We start from the raw sequence: 21,234 nt of genomic DNA on the forward strand, positions 1-21,234 counted from the left end.
TGAAGAAATTTAGGGGTAAATTAACCGGAATTAGTTCTAGATTCTGACTTCTGACTTCAATTTCCGGCGAATAGAATTCGCGGCTATACAAACAAAGTCCGCCTCCGCGGACTGAAGAAATTTAGGGGTAAATTAACCGGAATTAGTTCTAGATTCTGACTTCTGACTTCAATTTCCGGCGAATAGAATTCGCGGCTATACAAACAAAGTCCGCCTCCGCGGACTGAAGAAATTTAGGGTAAACTAACCGGAATTAGTTCTTCCTTCTGCTTGACATCAGTTACATAATTCGTTGCCGAACTTCCTTCTGTACAACAAATCTAAAATCAAAACATGGCTAGCTGGATAATTTTAAATGGCGCATTGTTAATCGCAGCTTACTTGCTGGGTTCGATTCCAACTGGGTACGCTTTGGGTAAATGGATGCTGGGGATTGATATTCGGGAAGTAGGTTCTGGTTCGACTGGCGCGACTAACGTACTCAGGACTTTGGGAAAGGGGCCGGGGTTGGCGGTGTTGCTGGTTGATGTGTTGAAGGGCGTAAGTGCGATCGTCCTGATCCGTTACATCTACTCTCTAGATTTTACCAGCCAGCTCGCGATCGGCGCCAGTTTAGAAGATACTGCAACAGTCATCCCTTGGATGGCAACTTTAGCCGGTTTGTTTGCTGTTTTGGGCCACAGCAAATCAATTTGGCTGGGGTTTACAGGTGGCAAATCCGTCGCTACGAGTTTGGGAGTTTTACTAGGTTTGTACTGGCCAGTCGGCTTGGGGACTTTCGGAATTTTCGGGATAGTTTTTGCCCTATCGCGAATTGTTTCTTTGAGTTCTATTATCGGAGCAATTAGCGTTTCTGGATTGATGTTTGCTTTACATCAGCCGCTAGCTTATGTGTTGTTTGGACTTGCGGGCGGCGTATTTGTAATCGTGCGGCACCGCAGCAACATTCAGCGGCTTTTGAACGGTACTGAACCGAAAATTGGGCAGAAATTGGAAACAGCAGCCAGCGAGTGATAATTAGTTTGATTTATAGCACTTCCCAAAAAAGTTCGCGGACATTTTTGGGATGCGAACCCTCTTATATTTATCATATAGCAATCCTGAATGATTCACAAAATTTTTAGGGTGGTAGTGCCCCGTGCCTACCCCTTATCTATCGGAGGTATAGCGCTTAATAAAATCCCTAAAATTTTTCCCACATCCCTCAGATAATACTCGATCGCATCAATAGACACAATCTGTCCCTCTAACTTCAAAAATCTCCACACAGTACCCGATGTCACGGCCCCATAAATAATCGGAATCTGATTTCCCTCTTCCTCATTAAATAATTGAGCGGCTAACATTTCGGCTGCACACTGCCCGAAACCAGCCTTAATATCTTCTTTTTTCGCTTCAACAAGGGTAATCACAGGAGCACTGATAAACAAGCGTTCCGCTGACAAACTCATTAAAAAATCGCAGGTTCCATTTAATCCTTTTTCAGGAGCTACATTAAACTCGGAACCGGAAAATAAACCAATTTGATAATTCAATTGTCGTCTAACTTCGAGTAAAATTGGTGCGATAATCAGTTCAGAACGCGCTTTTTCGGTATTGATGTCTACCGCTAATCCTGCGTTTTCTTTTAACGATACTTTCAGAATTTCGCTAGATTCTACTTCTAATATATCGGCAAATAAATCTTGATTTTCCTTGATAATTAAGTCAAATTGTTTGACAATTTCTTTGAGCTTGAAGTCGCTATAAGCCATTGTAAATTATCTTTTTTTATTTACCCAATTCTTGAGAGCGCAAACAAGCTGCTTTCACTGCTTCGATCGCAGCAGAGCGAAAACCGTTACTTTCTAATGTAGCAATTCCGGCGATCGTCGTACCGCCGGGACTTGTCACCCTATCTTTCAATTCTGCTGGGTGCATTCCCGTTTCTTGCAACAGCTTCGCCGTACCGAATACTGTTTGGATTGCTAATTGAGAGGCGATCGCCCGCGGCAGTCCAGCACAAACACCGCCATCTGTCAATGCTTCGATAAAAATCGCAACATAACCTGGCCCGGAACCGGAAAGGCCAGTCACCGCATCCAGCATACTTTCAGGCACTTCCACCACTTCTCCCACGGCCTGAAACATCCGCTTGACTAATTCTAAATCCGTCGGTTGCACGAGTTTCCCCGGGGCGATCGCGCTCATGCCCGCCCCCACCGTTGCCGGAGTATTTGGCATCACCCGCAGCACAGAGCGCCCCGGGAAGGCTGCTTCGAGCTTGTTCAGGGGAACTCCCGCCAAAATCGACACGATCGCAGCTTCTGGCTGAGAATTAGCTGTTTCTCCATTATTTGCTTGTGGGCGATCGATCGCCACGGCCAATTCCAAAGCTACTTGCTCAAAAATTTGCGGTTTAATCGCCAAAAACAGCACTTCCGTAGCGTTAGCAACTTCTAGATTGCTGGCTGTTGTTCCGATTCCGTAGGTTGCAGTCAAAAATTCGCGCCGTTGCGGTTGCGGATCGCTCACCAATATTTCTGAAGGACAATAAACTTTTTCTGCTATTAAGCGGGATAAGAGAGCCTCTCCCATTACTCCGCCGCCGATCGTACCAAATTTTATCATAGTTAATTAGTTATTAGTTATTGGTTATTTGTTATTGGTTATTTGTTATTTGTTATTGGTTATTTGTTAACAGTGCGTTGTTTGTAGGGTGCGTCGCTTTCGACCATCTAAAACTTCCATTGCTCATCTGGTAGCGACGCACCTGACTATACTGGTTTTTTGAATGAATATCTGTCAACAACTGTCAACTGTCAACTGTCAACTGTCAACTGTCAACTGTCAACTGTCAACTGTCAACTGTCAACTGTCAACTGTCAACTGTCAACTGTCAACTGTCAACTGACTACGCACCTTACTATAGTGTTTTTTTGAATGAATATCTCTCAACGACTTTCGGAGTCAACTGTCAACAGCCAACAGCTTTTGGAATCAACTGTCAACTGTCAACTGTCAACTGTCAACTCACTACTGAGCCAATTGAGCTTGTTCAGCCGGCCAGACTGTCGGTGCGGGAGCAGCCGCAGCAGGGCGCGGGCGGCCTTGGGCTGGGGGCACTTCGTGAACCACACCAGACTGAGTTCTTACTTGCACGCAGCTAGGCGTAAACAAGAAAATGCTTTCGCCAATACGCTCTTGATGACCGTCAAGGGCATAAGTACCGCCCGCCACAAAGTCCACAGCTCTTTGCGCTTGGTCTGGATCCATCACCGTTAGGTTCAGAACCACAGATTTGCGTTCTTTAAGAGCTCGAATTGCTGCCGGCATCTCTTCAAAAGTGCGCGGCTCCATTACTACTACTTCCGAAATCCCGTTCATAGATCCAGGCATTCCAATCACATTATTCATTACTGATCCTACTCCCCCGGTTGGTGCAACAACATCCGTACCTGTCGATCCTACTACTGACCGCTCCCGCATTCTGCGATTTTGGCGGCGTTCTTCTTCGGCTGCGGCGATCGCAGCAGCAGAAGTGGAAGTGGCGGAGTTTGGTTCAGGCTGTTGGTAGGCGTTCGCAAAGCGCTCGCTTTCGGTTTCGTCGTACTCGTAATCGTATTCAGGCTCATTGTTGAAGCCTACAAAATCTCGTAGCTTAGAAAAAATGTTCACCATTTAAGCTCCTTCACGACTGTGCTGCCCCGACTATACTCGCGTTGCGGGTTAGCCGCGGGTCGTTCACTACTCTATATTTAACCTAAGTTGTGCTTATCAGAAGATTTGAACAATTTATCCCCTCCTAGAGCCAAATAAGGTTTGTCCTAGCCGTACCATAGTAGCACCTGCTTGAATTGCCAAATGATAATCTCCCGACATCCCCATGGAGAGCTGCTGCATTTGAATGTTTGGCAAATTTTGCTCCTGGATTTTGTCAGCAAGTTCGCGAGTGCTCTTAAACAATTGTAGGATTTGCGAGTCATCTAATCCCAGCGGAGGTATTGTCATCAAACCTTGAATTTTTATATGCTCACATTTATTGAGTTCACAGAGGTCGGCAAGCAGTTCTGGGACGTTCCACCCGTATTTATCGGGGTCTGGCAATATTTTGACTTGCAGGCAGACTTGCGGGGTGCAAGACATTTCGCCAGCTAGGCGCGAAAGCCTCTGAGCCAGTTTTAAGCTGTCGAGCGAGTGAATCCACTGGAAATGCTCTAGGGCCTTTGCTGCTTTGTTGGCTTGCAAGTGGCCGATCAAGTGCCAGTTGATATCTGGCAAATCTTGCAGTTGGCTTTGTTTTTCGGCAGTCTCTTGAACTTTGCTCTCGCCAAAATCTCGGATGCCCGCGTCGTAGGCTTCGCGGATAGCATCAGTCGGTACTTGTTTGCTAACGGCAATTAACCGCACTGATTCCGGCAACTGTTGGCGAAGGCTGTTAATTCGAGAGGCAATGGTCATGGTACTCAACGCTCTTGACAGGAGGGCAGGACAATTAAGACAGATATAGCCTTTCTCACTAACATGAGGTACTCATAGGCATTGGGCATAGGGCATAGGGCATTGGGCATTGGGAAGAAGGCCAAACAGGGCATTGGGCATTGGGCATACCTCACTTTTCTGAGAACCGCTATATCAATTACCAAGTTACCAATTGCCGATTACCGATTACCAATTACCGATTACCAATTACCGATTACCAGAAAGAATTGGTTGAAAGCCCGCCCGCCGGAGCGGGATCAATTAAAATCAGACTATTCATTACTCCAATACTCGGACTTATAGGTAGAGGTCGCTCTCTAGCTGTCAACTGTCAATTGTCAACTGTCAACAGTTGAACGATTTTGGCTATTGAAAGGTGCGCTGGTGAATTGCCTGCAATTGGTCGTATTCCTGATATTGACCGCTGCGACGGAGGGTTCGCAGGCGAATTTCGACCATGAGGCGAGCGTCCGATCGACTGATAGGATCGAATCTGAGGCCGCCAGGGCCGTTGGTTACTAAGAAAAATAGGCGCTGGGCGTATAGGGTGGTAAATAATTCTTGGCTGTCTTCAACCTGGGATACCCTGAAGAGGAGGCCAAAGTTTGGATGATTCAGGTAGGTTTCGGTAGTCATTCACTCTCACAATCGATCGATATTAGATTAAAGATTTAGATTTTAGATTTGAGTTTCGCTCGATCGCGGGGTGCAAAGGGCGATCGCGGTAGCCATACTATAGTCTCCATCGTGACTGAGGCTCAACTGCCACTGGCAATTTCCCCAAACAGAGGCTTGTGCTGCGGCGGTTCCGTGCAGTTGCACGTTAGGAGCACCGTTTTCGGAGCGCTGAATTTCGACATCAGCATACCGTATTCCCCGCCATCCCGTGCCTAGAGCTTTGACAACAGCTTCCTTGGCTGCCCACCGCCCGGCTAGTTGGTTGCAGGAAACTCGGTTCATTTTACCTTTAATGCTGCTGTCTTGAGAATTTAGTTGTCCGCAGTCTCTTTGTTCTGCCCTCGTGTAAACTTTTTCTAGGAAGCGATCGCCAAATCGATCTAATACAGCTTGAATGCGCGGAACATATACGATATCTGTCCCAAGATAGATGTTCAAGGTCTTGGATCTCTAAATATTTTCATCCATTACTTTAGCAGGACGATCGCGTCGAAGTATCTCAGATTATTTGAGATTTGAGATTTGAGATTTGAGATTTGAAGAATTGGGGATAACTCACTGGGTAAGGCTTTGGAATCTACCTACACCTAAATTCTTGTTGGAAACTGCTATCAGTTTTGCTTTGATGGGTGGCCGATACAGTCAAGCATAAATTGTTTGATTCGCGTACTGTGCAACTGTCAACCATTCGGCTGGAAGCGCGATCGCCATCAAACTACAGAGCGAGCTGTCAAATGTCATCTAAAAGAGGGCGGGTACGGGGGCACCGCCCCTACAACTGTCAACTGTCAACTGTCAACTGTCAACTGTTAAGCGTCCCAACCCCAAACCAAACGGGCGCTCCAGAGGGCGAGCAAACAGCCGAGAGCGATCCAGTCTCGAATTTTGAAGTGTAACTGATGCCATTCTACGCGGTGTCGATCGGGACTGGTAAAGCCGCGAACTTTCATCGCACTAGCTATTTGTTCGGCTCGCAACAGCAAGTTTTCTAACAGCCTCTCGGCAATCGTCAACCAAACTTGAGCGGCGCGGCGAAATCCAAGTTTTTTCCAGTTTATCGCTCTAGTGCTGACCGATCGCACTAAATTTTGTATTTCTTCCAATACTAGGGGAATGAAGCGCAAAGATAAGGTTAATGTTAGGGCAATTTCGGTGACTGGCCAGCGCAAGCGGCGCAACGGCTGCATTAAGTTTTCGATGGCGGCGGTAATTTCTTCGCTGGCTGTGGTGAGCAGGTAGAGGTTAGTGCTGTAAATTACTGTAAAGAATAGAGTGCTGACGTTGATAGCTAAATCTAAGGATTTGCGGGTGATTTTAACAGGGCCTTGTTTGAATAAAACGTAACTGTAGTTTGTGGGTTGGGGGAGTTTATTTTGGGTTTGAACTTTAGGAGTTTGGGTTGCAGAGTTTGAGCCTAAGTTAAAACGTTTGTACCACGCTTTGGGTTCCTGAGCGGGTGGAAGGGTTGCGGGTTGTTGGGAAAAGGTTAATTCGTCGGCGGGGATGCGGGGCCGATGTTCTGAGGGAAGTGCGTCAGGGGCGATCGCGCTGAGGCAAAATACTAAAAGGCAGAATAGCAGCAGCAGTCCCATTTGCTGTTTCCAGACACGGAAGGGAATGGCTGCGCTTAGTGTCAGTACGATTAACATTACTACTAGCATCAACCGCCAAACGGGATTGGCGAGTATGGGCGCAATTAGAAATGTCATCAACCAGGCTAGTTTGACGCGGGAGTCTAGCCGGTGCAGCCAGGTTACGGGTTGTTCTAGGTAAAGTCCTATAGGGAGCGAGCGAAGTAAATCCATGTTGTCGGTTTGAGATTTTTAATAATATTAATAGACTTATTGCATTCATTTCCAAATTATCTGGAAATTATCTGCGTTTGTCTGTGTTGCATCTGCCTTATATCTGCGGTTTTTGTATCAAACTGATTGACCGCAATAAGGTTCGTAGTGTGGACTTTAGTCCGCAGCATTTTGCGGACTAAAGTCCACACTACGAACGGTTTTTGTTATGGTAATCGACGGGACGTGATGATACAAGAGATCTAATTTATTGAACCGCGAAGACGCTTTAGGCGAAGCCGCGCGTCAGCGCTAGGACGCGAAGGAAGAGAAAGAAGAAAGAGAAAGAAGGAAGGAAGAGAAAATAAAAAAACGCAATTTGCTTAGATCGTTAAACTGCGTTTTTTCTTTAATCTCAAGTCTGGAATTACTTCACGCGCAGTGCTCTGTTTGTGGTGCTGACTTCGCTGGCGCGAACTTTTTTGCCTCTCCACAGCAGCCGCATTGGTGTACCAGTAAAGCCTAGGTGTTTGCGGAATTGGCTTTCCATGTAGCGGCGGTAGTTTTCGGTGAAGCGTTTGGGATCGTTGACGAATAGCGCGATTGTTGGCGGTTGCGATCGCACTTGGGTACCGTAATAGATTTTGCCTTGTTTTCCTTGGCGGGTAACTGGTGCTGAGTGCCAGGTTGTGGCTTCTTCTATGACTTCGTTGATGACGGCGGTAGCGACGCGGCGTTTGTGTTCGTCGGAGGCTTTGTCTACTAATTCAATGACTTTTTCAACTCGCTGTCCGCTCATGGCGCTGACAAAGATCATTTCTGCCCAGTCGAGGAAATACAGTTTAGTTCTTGCTGTTTTTTCGTACTCGTAGATGGTGTCGTTGTCCTTTTCTATGGCATCCCATTTGTTGATGACGATGATGCAGGCTCGACCTTCTTGGCTGATGCGATCGGCTAATTTTTGATCTTGGTCGGTAACGCCGTCAATTGCATCTATTACTAGCAGTATGACATCTGCCCGACGGATGGCTTTGAAGGCGCGGTTGATTCCGAAAAATTCGGCGCCGTATTCGACGTTTTTCTTTTTACGAATTCCGGCTGTGTCGATCAGGCGGTAGGTTTGACCGTTGCGTTCTACTATGGTGTCAATTGCGTCGCGGGTTGTGCCGGAAATTGGGCTGACGATGGCGCGGTTTTCTCCGAGAAATGCGTTTAGCAAACTGGATTTTCCGACGTTGGGACGACCGATAATTGCTACTTTGATTTCATCTACTTCTGGCTCTATTTCTGTGGGAAGGTAAGTCATTAATTGGTCTAGCAATTCGCCGGTACCGTTACCGTGAATCCCGGAAATGGGGTATGGTTCTCCCAGTCCCAACGTCCAAAAGTCTGCTGCTTGGGTAAGTCCGGTATTTTCCGATTCGCACTTGTTGACGGCGAGAATGACGGGGACTTTTTGCACTCGCAGCCAAGAGGCGATGGATTCGTCGCCGCCGGTGAGTCCGGTTTTTCCGTCTACTACAAAAATGGCTGCACTGGCTTCTGCGAGGGCCGCCATTGCTTGTTCGCGGATTAATGGCAGAAATTCGGTCTCGTCATCGAATACTAGCCCGCCGGTGTCTACGACTTGATATTCGCGATCGCCCCAGTATGCTGGCCTGTACGTGCGATCGCGCGTAATTCCCGGTTCGTCGTGGACGATCGCGTCTTGGCTGTTGGCTAAACGGTTGACGATCGTCGATTTGCCTACATTGGGGCGTCCAATAATAGCAACTATAGGTAGAGGCATAAAAGTAGCAGCAATTTAGGCTGCGCCGTAATTTTGAGCTTTAATCTTTAAGTATAAGGGAATGTGACTGAAATGGAAAGACTTATTTCTGTGTTGGGGCTAGGAGTTTTTGTCGGTTTGTGCTACGCCTTTTCAGTCGATCGACGGGCTGTTAAGTGGCCTCCCGTACTGTGGGGAATTGCTTTGCAGCTAATTTTTGCAATTTTGATTCTCAAAACTGCTCCGGGTTTGGTGGCATTTAAATTTTTGGGAGATTTAGTCACTCAATTTCTGAATTTTTCTGATGCTGGGGCAAAGTTTGTATTTGGTGATAAATTTACCGATCACTTAATCGCTTTTAAAGTCCTGCCCACTATTATCTTTTTCTCTTCATTTATCACCCTACTTTATCATTACGGTATTTTGCAGCGAGTGGTGCAGGCTGTCGCTTGGGGCATGATTAAAACCATGAAAACTTCTGGTGCAGAAACTCTTTCCTGTGCTGCCAATATTTTTGTCGGTCAAACAGAAGCACCACTGTTAATTAAACCCTATGTAGCAACGATGACGCTCTCGGAACTGCACGCTGTGATGACGGGGGGTTTTGCGACAATTGCTGGCGGAGTCATGGCGGCTTACATTTCTTTTGGCGTGTCTCCTCAACATTTAATTGCTGCGTCGGTGATGTCGGCACCGGCTGCTTTGGCAATTTCTAAATTGCTGTATCCAGAAACTGAAAAGTCCCTGACTGCTGGCGAGGTGGAAATTAAGGTAGAACAGGTTTATGCTAATGCCGTGGATGCTGCTGCTTCTGGTGCTAGCGACGGCTTGCAATTAGCGGCTAATGTGGGGGCAATGCTGATAGCTTTTTTGGGTTTGTTGGCATTTTTTAATGCGCTTTTGGGTTGGTTTGGAGGGCTGATTAGTTTGCCTCAGTTGTCACTGGAATGGATTCTTTCTTATTTCATGGCTCCGGTGGCTTGGCTGATGGGCGTGCCTTGGGCGGATTGTGGAAAAATAGGAGTTATTTTGGGGAAGAAGACGATTTTAAATGAGTTTATTGCTTATTTGGATTTGATGGAATTGGTGAAGCAACAGGCTATTTCGGAACGATCGGTAATTATTGCGACTTATGCTTTGTGCGGCTTTTCTAATATTGGTTCCATCGGGATTCAAATTGGGGGGATTGGTGCGATGGCGCCATCGCGCAAGGGTGATTTGGCTCGGTTGGGCGTGAGGGCGATGATTGCTGGTTCTGTGGCTTGTTTCATGACTGCTTGTATTGCGGGAATGCTCGTTTAAAAGTTTTGAGTTTTGTAAGGTGCGCCACAAGCACCCAACTCTCTACTCTCAAGGTTATTAAATAAAAGTTAAAATTTGACAATTAAAGTATGTTTGACAGTTGACAGTTGACAGTTGACAGTTGACAGTTTAAGAGCGACCTCTACCTAGAAGGAAGAAGATTGGAGTAATGAATAGTCGGATCGTAATTTCTTCCGCTCGGGGTTGGGGCTTTCAACCAATTCTTTATGGTAAATGTTTAATAAAATATAACGAAAAACATCTAATTTTAGCGATCGGCTATTATGGAAAACAAGCAGGAATTTAGTCTGTAACAACAGTATATGGAAAGTGGCAACTAAATTCTCTTCTAAGCGAAATTAATAGGTGATGTAATATGGCTGTTCTGCAACTAGAAGACGGTAGGACATATACCGATATCGGGGCGATCGCCAGCCAACTGGCTGTTTTAAATATTGAGCTCGATCGCCTGTCAAATCAGGAAAATCCTGCGGTTAAACAAATTCTACTGCAAGACATTCTCAATGTCACAGAAAAACAGCACATTCTCGCAGCATTTAAAACCGAGTTTGAATACTTCAAGCGCGCCAACGGATGTCAGTGGTGCGACTTAAAAGTGCTGCATCCCGGTTCGCCACAGATTTACCCGCTGATGACTCAAAGCGATCGCACTCACACCCACGCAGATGCAGAAGTTCTGCACGTTTTAGCTGGGGAATGTGTTTTTGGGTTTGTCTATCCTAACGGCTCTCAGGTACAATTAATGTTGCAAGCTGAAGAATATATTAAAGTACCGCCTAATACAGAACATTGGTTTTATCTTACTCCGTTGCTGTACTTGAAAGCTGTGCAGTATTACACCACTGCTCAAGGGTGGGTTCCTCAGTATACTAATAGGAAGTTGAAAATTAAAAACTAGGTCGAAGATAAAACGTATATGAAAGCTAATTTTTAGGTATTAGGTATGTTGTTGCGCTTCAGCGCTCATTCATCTAGACAAGAGTGCAAAGATCGCAACTACGTACCTTTAGATGTTGTTGTGTTTTTTGTGCTATTTCATAAGTCTAAAGAGCGCTGAAGCGCAACTACGTACCTTTAGAATGTTGTTGCGATTTTTTCGCTATTTTATAAGTCTAAAGAGCGCTGAAGCGCAACTACGTACCTTTAGATGTTGTTGTGTTCTTTGCGCTATTTCATAAGTCTAAAGAGCGCTGAAGCGCAACTACGTACCTTTGGATGTTGTTGGGTTTTTTGCGCTATTTCATAGAGAAATTTCAATTTCTTCACATCGCTGCAACAGCGCTTCTATTTCCTGGGCGAGAAGAATTACTTCCGGCCACGAAGAACCGTTGATTAAGTCTTGGGCGTGTGCTAATTTGTTTCTCAATGCTTCTGCTGACTTCAAAAAACGCTCCCCGTAACGTTTGGATTTGAGCCCCAGTCGATCGACTATTTCGGCATTCGTCAGGATTAAATCTCGCTTGTCGCAGAATTGCAGGTAATCGATCAAGTCAATTGCCTCATTTCGCGATCGCCCCAATTCCCACAGGTGTTTTGCTGCTACAATACGATCGCCCTTCAGCCACTTCTGCCACGAATCTTGGGGAAAGTAAATCCGCACAATCCGCAATAAATTCATTTCCAGCAGCGTCACCAACCCAAACAGCAGCATCCGCACCGGCGCTTTTTGCAAATCGCCGCAGGTGACAATCCCGTTGATGCGGTTGCTTTCCAAGACAAACAATCTCGGTTTTTCTCGCAGCAGCGGTAGCAATTCCATCAACGGAGTCGAGGCGGCGATTAACTGCGATGGGTGGAAAATTTGCTGGTAATCGCTGCACTTACCTGTCATTAAGTGCGCTTTTTCCACATAGCCGCAAACCGTCCCGTTTTCTTCGATCCCGAGCACATCAAAATCGCGCGCCTCCATCCACGATCGCAATTTAGCAGCATCTTCGCCCGCCGGCACAGATTTTAGCGGTTCCGCAAGGTATTTAACGGTGATGCTGTCTTTGAATAAATCCCGCAAATCGGCGGAACTTGATTTTAAATGTTTCATCTCATGCGGGGTAATTTCCTGAGTCGTGGCGCGACAAGAGGAATATTAATCATATTTTAACTGCAAATAGAGACGCGGGATTGCCGCGTCTCTAAATATTTTACAATCTTACTTGCTGGCTAATTCCGGGCAGTAATGATTGCCTGCAAGAGTTGTGATAATATCGGCTTCGGCGAGAAAACTTTCTTTAGCCGTGGGATTTTCGATACTACCAGCTTGCCCGATCGCCCTTAATTTAAATTCCGGCAGAGAAACTCCCGCTTTGGCTTGGGCGCATATGCTTTTCGCGGCCGCAATTTTTTGATTGGGGTTGCTTTGGATTCCTTGCAATAAAGCGCCTGTTGCGTCGGGAGAGTAGTTTTTGGCTAACCGTTTGTAGTCTTCGATAAATTTCCCGTCGTCTCCTGTTAGCTTGACTCCCGAGTCTTGGGGCGTGCACAACTGGTTTAAGTTAATTACTTCTCCCGCTGAGTTGACTAGAAAGCATCCTTCACGTTCTTGGGCGATCGCACTTTTGGGAACAAATTGTATAATAACGGCGGACATTAGAGCAGTTAAACGCCAGTAATTTAGCATGGCACTATCCTTTGACAGTTGACAGTTGACAGTTGACAACGACCTATAGCGGTTCTCAGAAAGATGAGGTACGTTGTTGGGCTTCAGCCCTCTTACTTGGAGTAATGAATCGTCTTCTTTTAATTTGTCCTGGAGTTCCTCCGGCTTTATGAGGTACGTTGTTGGGCTTTAGCCCTCTTAGCTTGGAGTAATGAATCGTCTTCTTTTAATTTGTCGCGGAGTTCCGGCTTTATATCGTTTCCGGTTGGATCGGAATTATTTAACCGCAGAGGGCGCAGAGAACACAGAGAGAGAAGATAGAGATGAATGCAAGAGGATGCGATCGAATTTGATGTTAATCCAATTTTTCCTATTAAGATGCCCGTCCCAGAATAGATTTAGGTATGGATTCAAACGAGCCTTTCGTTATTTGTAGAAGATTTGATTAACAGCAAACATCCCCCCTCGGTGATGGGCGAATGAATGGAACCGGGAACCGATCGAATATAATCGCCTTGATAGCAAACTTCCCCTTCTACAGTTAAGTCTCCTTCTAATACAAATACCTCCTCCGAGTCCGCGTGTCGGTGCAGGGGAAAAGTTACTCCCGGTTCCAGCCTCATTAAACAAGTAATTTGGTGCTTTTTTTTGTCAAGATAAAGCTTGCCGATCGAGATTCCCGGAACTGAGTAGGGTCTCCATTTGACATCGCGCGATCGCACAATTAAAGATGGCGGATTATTTTCTGTGGGCGATGTAACAATTGGTAGTTCGGCTATGCGCTGCAACAGGCGGTTTTTGAGGTCGGGGGCGACGGGAACGGCAGGGGCTGTATAGGCGATCGCAGAAATTGCTGTTTCAAAGGCAGCTAATTCGCTTTGAAGTTCTGGGGATGCTTGCAATTTCTCGGCAAGTGCGCTGCGTTCTGACTCATCAAGGGTATCGAGAGCTTTAAGCGCTGCAAGCAGATTAAACTCCTCGTCTGGCATCATTTCCATCAGTTCTCCGGCATTATCAATTTTAGACTTTAAATTTTAGATTTTCGATTTTTTTTTGCCATTGCACTCAAGATGGAAGATTGGAGATGCCATAGGTTTAGATCGATATTAAACAATTTAAATTTTGTTTTTTTGACAATCTAAAACTCTTCGCTCAAAGTTTGGCGCAACTTAGAAATTCCCAACCGAATTCTAGTTTTAACTGTACCTGTCGGGATACCGAGTTTAGTGCCGATTGCCGCACAAGTCAATCCTTCGTAATAGGCTAGTTCGATCGCAATTCGCTGTTCTGGTGGCAGTTTTTCTAGGGCTGCGCTGACTTGGGCGCTGCGTTCTTCAAGTATTGCATCTTCCATCGGTTCTGCAATACGCGCAGACGGAATTTTAGCATCTTCCAGACAAGCGTCTGCGGCGCGGACTGTTCGCTGCAACACTCGGAGGCGATCGAGGGAACGACTGCGGGTAAGCATAAATAACCAAGTATCCGCACGAGAGCGACTGGGATCGTAAGTTGCTGCTTTTTGCCAAATTTGGGAAAAAACATCGAGCACAACTTCCTCAGCTTCTTCTACCGAACCCAGAATTTTGTAAGCGAGACCGAAACTTGCACGACCGTAGCGATCGTACAGTTTAGCTAATGCTGCTTGGTCTTTCTGGGCAATCTGCACTAACAGCAGCGATTCATCACTTAACTTTTCCCCTGTCATCTCAGTGTACCTGAAAAATTTTGTTTTGAGCGTACAGATCCAAAATTAAATATTCGGCGTATATCACTATAGAACATAACTGTAAGTCAATTGGGGATGCAAGCATAAGTATGCCTTTGCGGGCTAATTCTGTGATGCTTTGAATTGTAATCTATCCGATTTATATTGCAGTTTATCACTTCTGCATAGTTTTTCATACCTAATCTTGCTGTACAGATCCAAAATAGCCAAAACTTCGTATACCAATTACGAGAAGGCTCAGCAACCTCCCAAAAGCCCGACAGGTTAACAAGTTGAACCTGTGGCGACCAAAGTAAAACCCGCGAAGGTGGGTTATTTGCGATTAATTTTTGTAAAAATCTCAGTAAAAGATAGGTGCTAACTGTGAAACTCACCAAGAAAATTCGCCGAATTATCCTAGCAATTGAAGCAGCTTTAATTGTTGTATTAACTCCTGGGATAATTGCCGCTTCCGACCACGATGACGGCGAAGTCGATATCAAAGGTCGCGCTGTCAATTTAACCGACTTATACGTCTATCGCGAAAAAGATCAAAACTCCGGCGCTGCGGACGGGGATTTAGTCTTTACAATGAATTCAAATCCTCGGTCTGTAGCCCGCTATCAATATTATTTCAGCACCACAGCCCTTTACCAATTTCACATCACGCAGGTAGGTGATGTAAATTCTACACCGACTGGACGTGCCGATATTATCTTGCGGTTTGCCTTCAGTCCGCCTAACAGTAAAGGTATGCAAGCGGTAGCGATGACTGTTGTGCGCGGCGGCTCCCAGACCACAACTAAGACAACGGTTAATGGCGGTTTAATTGCCACAACTCCGCTGAATTCTAATGCTGTTTTGAATACAGTACCTGTGGGCGGTTCTAACTTAACTGTATTTGCAGGTTTGCGGGAAGATCCGTTTTTCTTTGATGTGGAACAATTTTTTAGAGTCCGGGCTGGGGCTTTGGGAACGGGCCCTAAAGTAGGTTTCAAGCCAGCCAGTCAAGCGCTCGACTTTGCTAAAGGCTACAACGTCAATACCATTGCGGTGCGCGTTCCGAAGGCATTTCTGCAAGCAGGAACAGGCGCGAATACTTTTGATGTTTGGTCAACTATTTCTGTGAGGGATGGAGCTGGCGGTTTCAAACAATTCGAGCGTTTGGCGAGACCGGGAATTAATGAGGCGTTGATAGTTACTCCCCAGTTTTTGGAAGCATTTAATACTATTTCTCCGAGATTGGATTTGAGTGCTGCTGCTGCTCCGGTGCGACAGGAAGCTGTTGCTACTCTCAATGCTGTGGATCTTTTGGACGGTAAGGATAATGTGGATGCAAATGCGATCGCCAAAGCTTTCTTACCGGATGTCCTGCGGATCGATACCACAAGGCCCAGCGGCTACGGTAGTGCGGCAAATGCTCAAGGAAGTTTGATCGGAGGTCGTTTGCTTTTGGACGATGTTGTTGATATCACTTTGGGAGCTTTGGTGGGTTCTCCGGCTAGCGATAACGTTTCTTATAACGGAGCTCCTGGAAATCCGGCTCAGGGACACAAACCGTTAGAACCGAATTTTCCTTATTTGGCTTTGCCGAATTAGTTAATAGTCATAGGTATGTAGTTGCGCTTGGGCGCTCTTTCCTAATATTTATCAAGAGCGCTGAAGTTATTTGTAGGGTGCGTCGCTATCGATAATACTGAAAAAAAAGCAACAATGTCAGAGCGACGCACCTTCTACAATCACCGAGGAAACGGGAGCATCTCTTTTTTGCAAATATATTCGTAGGGGCGAAGCATTTCGGCGGTAAATCTCAGATTATGGTTCATAAATTATGTGCCGAAATGCTTCCTTCGCCCTTGCCACAATTAGATGCACCCGAGAAAACTAACCTAACAATAGGTACGTTGTTGCGCTGTCTTCGCTCTTTCCTAATATTTATAAAGAGCGCTGAAGCGCAACAACGTACCTTGGCTCAAGCATGAGCCGACCTTATCAAATAAAATCGTAGTTTTTCGTGCTAAATCCAATAATGACGCACCCTACAATATGACTGCCAACAAATCACAAAAACCTAAATCCGATCTTTTCTGGTGGTTGCTTCTCATCGGACTGCCGATAGTGGGAATTGTCGCAGTTAATTTGCTGCCCAATCTGCGTGAAATCTCAGGAAAAATTGCTAATAAAAGTACGGCAAATCTCGATGCTAATTACCGCTATCAGTTTTCGGAAACTTTGAGGAACAATCCGAATCAAAAGGAAGCTATTCAGCAGGAAATTGCTTTTTACCAGCAGCGATTGGCTGTTGATTCAAAAAGCGGTTTGAATCGGGCTGCTTTGGCGAGTGCTTATTTGAAAATGGCTCGCGTAACTGGGGAAGGTGGTTGGTTTTTATTAGCCGAACAAGCCGCAGAAAGATCGATCGCCCTTTTGCCTTTTGACAACAAAGGCGCGCTGCTAGTTTTAGCTCGAATTGCCGAGGCCAGACACGATTTTGCGACGGCTTTGCGCTTGGCGAAACAGGTGGGTTTTGACAATGAAGATGCGATCGCCCTTTCCGTCACATCTCACTTAGCCACCGGAAAAATCGGTGAGGCAAGTATAGCCGCAGAAGCCTTAGTTAATCGGATTCCTAACTTAGGTTCTCTCACATTAAGAGCGTTAGTGAGAGAATCGCAGGGGCGAGACGCGGAGGTTTTGCAGGATTACCGGCAAGCAATGGCTGCGGAGGAACCGGGAGAGATTGCTGGATCGGCGCGAGTTCGATCGCTCTTGGGTCGATTTTACGCCCGCCGCGGGCAGTTTGTGCAGGCGAAAGCGCTATTTTTGGAAGCGTTGCGGTTGGTTCCGCGATACCCGCTAGCGCTGATTTATTTGGCGGATTTGGAGACGCGCCAGGGAAATTATCGGGAAGCTGAGGCTAATTACAGCAAGGTTTCTGCCTATTCTGGCGGGGCTGCGACGGTGTTCGATCGCCTGGTGGATCGCGGTATGGCGAGGGTGAAGGAGTTGCAGGGAGATGCGAGATCCTCGGGGAGACTGCGCGACAAAGCAGAAGCTGGGCTGCGACAGGAACAGGTTTCTGGCGGTTTCGGGCACCGGCGCGATTTGGCGAGTTTGTTGCTGGAAAAAGGTCGATCGCAGGATGTCGCCGAAGCGCTGTTGTTAATGCAGGAAGAGGTGAAAATTCGCAGGGATGCGGTGACTCTGGATATTTACGCCTGGGCGCTTTCTAGTGCTGGCGAATGGCAAAAAGCCGATCGGGTGATGGTTGAAATTGTGCGATCGGGAATTCGCGATGCTGGGATGTTTTATCGGGCTGGTGCGATCGCTAAGACTTTAGGAAAAGATGCCGAATCTCGCGCTTATTTTCAAAAGGTGAAGGAAATCGATCCGAGTTTTGATAGTCGATCTCGTCAAGCATTGGGTTTGGGAAGTTATGAATTTTGAAATTAGCCACAAACACATCAAATTAAAACCAACCATGCACAAAAACTGGCAAAAAATGCGAAAATATTTAATTCTTTTTTCGCTCACAATCTTACTATTTTGTACAAACTCAACCCAACCAGTTTATTCCCACTGGTCAGACTTATCAGTAGCCGAAATCATCGTCAACGATTTGCAAACCGAAATAACATTAACCTTTCCCACCGGCCTAACAAAATTTGCCGACGACAATGGAGACGGACAGTTACAACTGGCAGAAGTTAGGAATCACAAAACAGAACTAGAAAAGTTTTTTAGTCAAGAAATTAGCATCACCAAAAGTAGCAAGATTCCCGGATCGGTTACAGTAAAACCCCTGGAAATAGCTAAGAGTGCCAGCTCGATCCAGCAGCCCAATACCCATAGCACCTTAATCTTAAACTACACCTGGCCAGAATCTAGCGTAACTTCAAAAAACAACAAAATGCGGATTAAATACAATTTATTTTTGCCCGGAGTTCCGACAGCTAGCTGTCAAGCTACAATTGTCGAAGCTGGTGCTGTCAAAAGCATTGTATTTACGCCACACAACCGAGAATTTTTGTTAGCTGGAAAAGAATCAATCTGGGAGTCAGGTTGGAGTTTTGTGCTAGCAGTAGTCGGAGCATTTACTTGGGGATGCGTGCACGCGATGTCACCCGGACATGGGAAAACCATAGTCGGCGCTTATTTAGTTGGTTCGCGGGCTACTCCAGTACACGCTGTATTTCTAGCAGCAACAACTACAATTACTCACACTGCTGGCGTGTTTGCTGTAGGCGCAATTACATTATTTGCTTCTAACATAATCGAGCCAGAAAAACTCGATCCTTGGCTGAGTTTAATCTCAGGCTTATTAGTAGCAATCATCGGCATCAAACTACTTTCAGAAAGAATCAAAACCAGGTTCGTAGTGAGGACTTTAGTCCGCAAAACCAGGTTCGTAGTGAGGACTTTAGTCCGCAAAACCAGGTTCGTAGTGAGGACTTTAGTCCGCAAAAACCCAAGGACTAAAGTCCTTACTACGAACCTTGAGGAACCAGTAAATCTTTTGAGTAGGGGAACTTGGGAAAGAGAATTTAAACCTGTCAAACCACCTATATCTCAGCACTACCACCATCATGGAGACGGCCGCCTTCATTCACATTTGCCACCAGGATCTGACGGTTCTCCGATTACTTGGAAAAGCTTGTTAGTGTTGGGCATTTCCGGGGGATTGTTGCCTTGTCCTTCCGCATTGGTGATGCTGTTGAGCGCGTCGGCTTTGGGCAATGTTGGTCTGGGGATGACGCTCGTGGTAGCCTTTAGTTTGGGATTGGCTTTGGTGCTGAGTGCGATCGGCTTAATCTTAGTTTATGCCAAACGGAATTTTGATAGACTGCCGAAACAGATTGCAGCAGTCAAATTTATGCCTGCAATTAGCGCGGTGGTGGTAATGTTTTTGGGGCTGGGCATTACCGGAGAGGCTATTCTAAAAATATTGGCTGCGAATCAGTGGGTAATTGGCAATGGATAAGACAATTTAAGATGCTATGGTGCGTCAGCTTTGATGATTTTGTGAATCAAAAATCTTTGTACTGAGGCATCTGATAAAGTAATACCAGTTTTTCTCAAAACATGAGGTATGACTGACAGCTTATATAACCACTAAACTATCAACTAAGAGGGCCCAAGCCCAACAACGTACCTCATATTTCTGAGAACCGCTGTACCAGTTTTTCAAAGTAATGCTACAAAATAAGTTTTTTTGTTTGAGTGTTTTTGTAGGAGTGCGTCGCTATGAGATTGTCGATATTTTTTTAGGGATTTTTCTTTCTTCGACGCACCCTACGGCTGTTTTACCAGGAATTGCTGGTAACGAGTAGATTTATTCAATTGGCGGGAAATCCCCACCTATTGAAAATCAGCTCGCGGTATGTTTATTTATAATTGCGGCTAAATCTGGTATGCCGTTTTCGACGTAAGTCTTAGCGGAGGGGCGGAGTTTGCCATAGGCGCCTTTGACAACTGCTCTGGTGCTGTTTTCGGCTTTTTTGTCACTGATTTGGAGCAATTGATCTGCTACTTGAGCTTTTCTTTCAGTTAGATATGCGACTGGGTTGCCATTGTTTACGGCTTCAGTCCACATTGGATCGAGTGCGATCGAGATTTCGGGCAAAAGTTGATCGACGACTTGGGCGCAATAGTCAGCCCGTATCCCCTTAACGGTAGAGTAGGCAGCTTTCAGAGCAAGGCCGCCCAATCCCGGTGCTGCTGCAACTTGTTTGTCTATCAACTTTACACAGTCATCAACAATAGTGTCTCTCTTGTTTTCATTCAAAAGAATATCGCTAAGTCCCATTTTCACTTTCCTTGATTTAACAGTCTATGTGGTTATCAGCTTTGAGCTTCATCTGGCGATTATATATCAATACGCTTCAGATCGGATAGTCCCGGAAGCAAAACTCTGTACAACACAGATAGTGCAATTGCTTTCTGGTTGTGCGATCGCAAAAAAAATTAACCCAAGCGCGATCGTAGATCTATTTTGATGCTTTACTCGGGATTACAGATTTTTTTGGGGTTTGAAGGTTTTTACTGCACAACTTGATGTTGAGATTTGTTGAGTATTTTATGGCAATTAATATCGGAGCTGCTACTCATTATTCATTTAGGGTTTGTAGCAAGCACTTCCGTTATTGTTAGCCGGTCTTAATGAGGACTGAAGTTCTTACTACAAAGCGATCAGTTGTGAAGAGTCAAATAGAAAAGAGAACAGCTTGAAAAAAAAACTTTAGACAGGCTCTGCCTTGCGATAAATCCCACTTTCACGTAATTATCTGGCACGGAGGGTTAGGATTCGACGTTTGACTTGAAGCTCGCAGGTACTTTAACCAAGGGAAGTTTCTGGATTTGTGTCGGACGATCGCTCGATCGCAATACGAAATTTACTGGTAATTTCGCGGAAGTGCCGACTCCAGCAAAGATGTGAACTAATAAGGTTAAGCTCGCTGCTAAAAACAGTTTTTCACACATGGCATTGTCTCCCATACATATGCCCTAGGGCATAACTTCTGTTACACCTACAACATACAAAACATCGTCTACCGCAGGTGCGATCGCGCCAACGCTAGTTTAGTGATAGATATCACGATCGAGGAGAGGGGGAGAGGGGGAGAAGGGGAGAAGGGGAGAGAGGGAAAGGGGGAGAGGGGGAGAGGGGGAGAGGCGAAATATTGCCTGCGATTTCTTCGTTATTGGTTTTTGTTTCTTTTCTCTGACTTCGGGAGCCTCTGTGTTTTGCATTTTATAGTGCTGTCCCCGAAGAGCGAAGTGTATATCGCGAGCGAGGAAGGGACTCAAAGAAAAAATATATTTTTGCAAAAATTGAGATGCTCCTCAGAATTCCACCCTTAAATCCTGTCAATCCGTTACATCCGGTACAAAATTCTTTGCCGAAATTCGTTCCAAATCGGGA

General features: G+C 45.7%; 21 protein-coding genes. 7 read left to right on the forward strand and 14 right to left on the reverse strand.

The annotated features are described in order from the left end of the window. Positions 1-333: 333 nt before the first annotated feature. On the forward strand, positions 334-1,014 hold the full coding sequence (gene plsY / locus QZ938_RS12390) for a glycerol-3-phosphate 1-O-acyltransferase PlsY (RefSeq protein ID WP_293351694.1): 681 nt from the start codon (positions 334-336) through the stop codon (positions 1,012-1,014). A gap of 128 nt (positions 1,015-1,142) precedes the next feature. Here plsY and QZ938_RS12395 read toward each other — a convergent pair whose 3' ends face one another. The 8 genes from QZ938_RS12395 to der all read right to left on the reverse strand — a co-directional run bounded on the left by QZ938_RS12395 (position 1,143) and on the right by der (position 8,712). Then, positions 1,143-1,754, reverse strand: coding sequence for a hypothetical protein (locus QZ938_RS12395; protein ID WP_293148821.1), 612 nt, complete (start codon positions 1,752-1,754; stop codon positions 1,143-1,145). Between the two features lie 16 nt (positions 1,755-1,770). After that, positions 1,771-2,610 carry a pyrroline-5-carboxylate reductase gene (gene proC / locus QZ938_RS12400; RefSeq protein WP_293148822.1) on the reverse strand — a complete coding sequence of 280 codons (840 nt, stop codon included), beginning with the start codon at positions 2,608-2,610 and terminating at the stop codon, positions 1,771-1,773. Positions 2,611-3,015: 405 nt separating this feature from the next. Then, entirely contained in the window at positions 3,016-3,660 is a 645-nt protein-coding gene (locus QZ938_RS12405) for a cell division protein SepF (RefSeq protein WP_293351696.1), read from the reverse strand. Between the two features lie 114 nt (positions 3,661-3,774). Beyond that, complete coding sequence (locus QZ938_RS12410) at positions 3,775-4,440, reverse strand: YggS family pyridoxal phosphate-dependent enzyme (protein ID WP_293148826.1); 666 nt, start codon at positions 4,438-4,440, stop codon at positions 3,775-3,777. A 387-nt stretch (positions 4,441-4,827) separates the two neighbouring features. Beyond that, positions 4,828-5,097, reverse strand: a complete 270-nt coding sequence (gene pipX / locus QZ938_RS12415; protein ID WP_293148828.1) for a transcriptional coactivator PipX — start codon at positions 5,095-5,097, stop codon at positions 4,828-4,830. Between the two features lie 42 nt (positions 5,098-5,139). Continuing rightward, positions 5,140-5,577: a holo-ACP synthase gene (gene acpS / locus QZ938_RS12420; protein WP_293148829.1), complete on the reverse strand. Its 438-nt coding sequence runs from the start codon at positions 5,575-5,577 to the stop codon at positions 5,140-5,142. 371 nt (positions 5,578-5,948) lie between these two features. Continuing rightward, positions 5,949-6,944 (reverse strand): energy-coupling factor transporter transmembrane protein EcfT, encoded by a 996-nt coding sequence (locus QZ938_RS12425; protein ID WP_293351698.1) that lies wholly within the window; start codon positions 6,942-6,944, stop codon positions 5,949-5,951. A gap of 406 nt (positions 6,945-7,350) precedes the next feature. After that, positions 7,351-8,712, reverse strand: coding sequence for a ribosome biogenesis GTPase Der (der, locus tag QZ938_RS12430; protein ID WP_293148833.1), 1,362 nt, complete (start codon positions 8,710-8,712; stop codon positions 7,351-7,353). A gap of 72 nt (positions 8,713-8,784) precedes the next feature. Between der and QZ938_RS12435 the strand changes: the two genes are divergently transcribed. The 3 genes from QZ938_RS12435 (at position 8,785) to QZ938_RS12445 (ending at position 10,912) form a co-directional block, all read left to right on the forward strand. Next, the gene (locus QZ938_RS12435) at positions 8,785-9,993 is read left to right on the forward strand and encodes a NupC/NupG family nucleoside CNT transporter (protein WP_293351700.1); all 1,209 of its coding nucleotides are present in this window, start codon (positions 8,785-8,787) and stop codon (positions 9,991-9,993) included. Between the two features lie 169 nt (positions 9,994-10,162). Next, positions 10,163-10,300 (forward strand): hypothetical protein, encoded by a 138-nt coding sequence (locus tag QZ938_RS12440; protein WP_293148837.1) that lies wholly within the window; start codon positions 10,163-10,165, stop codon positions 10,298-10,300. Between the two features lie 69 nt (positions 10,301-10,369). Further along, entirely contained in the window at positions 10,370-10,912 is a 543-nt protein-coding gene (locus tag QZ938_RS12445; RefSeq protein ID WP_293148839.1) for an acireductone dioxygenase, read from the forward strand. Positions 10,913-11,254: 342 nt separating this feature from the next. Here QZ938_RS12445 and QZ938_RS12450 read toward each other — a convergent pair whose 3' ends face one another. The 4 genes from QZ938_RS12450 to QZ938_RS12465 all read right to left on the reverse strand — a co-directional run bounded on the left by QZ938_RS12450 (position 11,255) and on the right by QZ938_RS12465 (position 14,312). Beyond that, positions 11,255-12,052 carry a hypothetical protein gene (locus QZ938_RS12450; protein ID WP_293148841.1) on the reverse strand — a complete coding sequence of 266 codons (798 nt, stop codon included), beginning with the start codon at positions 12,050-12,052 and terminating at the stop codon, positions 11,255-11,257. A gap of 108 nt (positions 12,053-12,160) precedes the next feature. Then, the gene (locus QZ938_RS12455) at positions 12,161-12,628 is read right to left on the reverse strand and encodes a hypothetical protein (RefSeq protein ID WP_293148843.1); all 468 of its coding nucleotides are present in this window, start codon (positions 12,626-12,628) and stop codon (positions 12,161-12,163) included. A 389-nt stretch (positions 12,629-13,017) separates the two neighbouring features. Continuing rightward, complete coding sequence (locus QZ938_RS12460) at positions 13,018-13,599, reverse strand: cupin domain-containing protein (RefSeq protein WP_293148845.1); 582 nt, start codon at positions 13,597-13,599, stop codon at positions 13,018-13,020. A 146-nt stretch (positions 13,600-13,745) separates the two neighbouring features. Then, positions 13,746-14,312 (reverse strand): sigma-70 family RNA polymerase sigma factor, encoded by a 567-nt coding sequence (locus tag QZ938_RS12465; RefSeq protein ID WP_293148847.1) that lies wholly within the window; start codon positions 14,310-14,312, stop codon positions 13,746-13,748. Between the two features lie 384 nt (positions 14,313-14,696). Between QZ938_RS12465 and QZ938_RS12470 the strand changes: the two genes are divergently transcribed. From QZ938_RS12470 to QZ938_RS12480, 3 genes are all read left to right on the forward strand, one after another. Beyond that, positions 14,697-15,911, forward strand: a complete 1,215-nt coding sequence (locus QZ938_RS12470) for a DUF4331 domain-containing protein (protein WP_293148849.1) — start codon at positions 14,697-14,699, stop codon at positions 15,909-15,911. A 447-nt stretch (positions 15,912-16,358) separates the two neighbouring features. Beyond that, entirely contained in the window at positions 16,359-17,759 is a 1,401-nt protein-coding gene (locus QZ938_RS12475; RefSeq protein WP_293148851.1) for a hypothetical protein, read from the forward strand. Next, on the forward strand, positions 17,749-19,293 hold the full coding sequence (locus QZ938_RS12480) for a sulfite exporter TauE/SafE family protein (RefSeq protein WP_293148853.1): 1,545 nt from the start codon (positions 17,749-17,751) through the stop codon (positions 19,291-19,293). The genes QZ938_RS12475 and QZ938_RS12480 overlap by 11 nt, the downstream gene beginning before the upstream one ends. 387 nt (positions 19,294-19,680) lie before the next feature. Here the strand turns inward: QZ938_RS12480 and QZ938_RS12485 are convergent, their stop codons facing one another. Both QZ938_RS12485 and QZ938_RS12490 read right to left on the reverse strand, forming a co-directional pair. Continuing rightward, entirely contained in the window at positions 19,681-20,118 is a 438-nt protein-coding gene (locus QZ938_RS12485; protein WP_293148855.1) for a hypothetical protein, read from the reverse strand. 491 nt (positions 20,119-20,609) lie between these two features. Further along, positions 20,610-20,792, reverse strand: coding sequence for a hypothetical protein (locus tag QZ938_RS12490; protein ID WP_293351702.1), 183 nt, complete (start codon positions 20,790-20,792; stop codon positions 20,610-20,612). Between the last annotated feature and the right edge of the window lie 442 nt (positions 20,793-21,234).

Source organism: Microcoleus sp. CAWBG27 (genome assembly GCF_020883145.1).
In the GTDB taxonomy this organism is placed as follows: domain Bacteria; phylum Cyanobacteriota; class Cyanobacteriia; order Cyanobacteriales; family Microcoleaceae; genus Microcoleus.

Excerpts from the sequence above, each read along its gene's own strand:
- plsY (WP_293351694.1), top strand. The coding sequence starts at position 334 with ATGGCTAGCTGGATAATTTTAAATGGCGCATTGTTAATCGCAGCTTAC.
- QZ938_RS12395 (WP_293148821.1), bottom strand. The coding sequence starts at position 1,754 with ATGGCTTATAGCGACTTCAAGCTCAAAGAAATTGTCAAACAATTTGAC.
- proC (WP_293148822.1), bottom strand. The coding sequence starts at position 2,610 with ATGATAAAATTTGGTACGATCGGCGGCGGAGTAATGGGAGAGGCTCTC.
- QZ938_RS12405 (WP_293351696.1), bottom strand. The coding sequence starts at position 3,660 with ATGGTGAACATTTTTTCTAAGCTACGAGATTTTGTAGGCTTCAACAAT.
- QZ938_RS12410 (WP_293148826.1), bottom strand. The coding sequence starts at position 4,440 with ATGACCATTGCCTCTCGAATTAACAGCCTTCGCCAACAGTTGCCGGAA.
- pipX (WP_293148828.1), bottom strand. The coding sequence starts at position 5,097 with ATGACTACCGAAACCTACCTGAATCATCCAAACTTTGGCCTCCTCTTC.
- QZ938_RS12425 (WP_293351698.1), bottom strand. The coding sequence starts at position 6,944 with ATGGATTTACTTCGCTCGCTCCCTATAGGACTTTACCTAGAACAACCC.
- der (WP_293148833.1), bottom strand. The coding sequence starts at position 8,712 with ATGCCTCTACCTATAGTTGCTATTATTGGACGCCCCAATGTAGGCAAA.
- QZ938_RS12435 (WP_293351700.1), top strand. The coding sequence starts at position 8,785 with ATGGAAAGACTTATTTCTGTGTTGGGGCTAGGAGTTTTTGTCGGTTTG.
- QZ938_RS12440 (WP_293148837.1), top strand. The coding sequence starts at position 10,163 with ATGAATAGTCGGATCGTAATTTCTTCCGCTCGGGGTTGGGGCTTTCAA.
- QZ938_RS12445 (WP_293148839.1), top strand. The coding sequence starts at position 10,370 with ATGGCTGTTCTGCAACTAGAAGACGGTAGGACATATACCGATATCGGG.
- QZ938_RS12450 (WP_293148841.1), bottom strand. The coding sequence starts at position 12,052 with ATGAAACATTTAAAATCAAGTTCCGCCGATTTGCGGGATTTATTCAAA.
- QZ938_RS12455 (WP_293148843.1), bottom strand. The coding sequence starts at position 12,628 with ATGCTAAATTACTGGCGTTTAACTGCTCTAATGTCCGCCGTTATTATA.
- QZ938_RS12460 (WP_293148845.1), bottom strand. The coding sequence starts at position 13,599 with ATGATGCCAGACGAGGAGTTTAATCTGCTTGCAGCGCTTAAAGCTCTC.
- QZ938_RS12465 (WP_293148847.1), bottom strand. The coding sequence starts at position 14,312 with ATGACAGGGGAAAAGTTAAGTGATGAATCGCTGCTGTTAGTGCAGATT.
- QZ938_RS12475 (WP_293148851.1), top strand. The coding sequence starts at position 16,359 with ATGACTGCCAACAAATCACAAAAACCTAAATCCGATCTTTTCTGGTGG.
- QZ938_RS12480 (WP_293148853.1), top strand. The coding sequence starts at position 17,749 with ATGAATTTTGAAATTAGCCACAAACACATCAAATTAAAACCAACCATG.
- QZ938_RS12485 (WP_293148855.1), bottom strand. The coding sequence starts at position 20,118 with ATGGGACTTAGCGATATTCTTTTGAATGAAAACAAGAGAGACACTATT.
- QZ938_RS12490 (WP_293351702.1), bottom strand. The coding sequence starts at position 20,792 with ATGTGTGAAAAACTGTTTTTAGCAGCGAGCTTAACCTTATTAGTTCAC.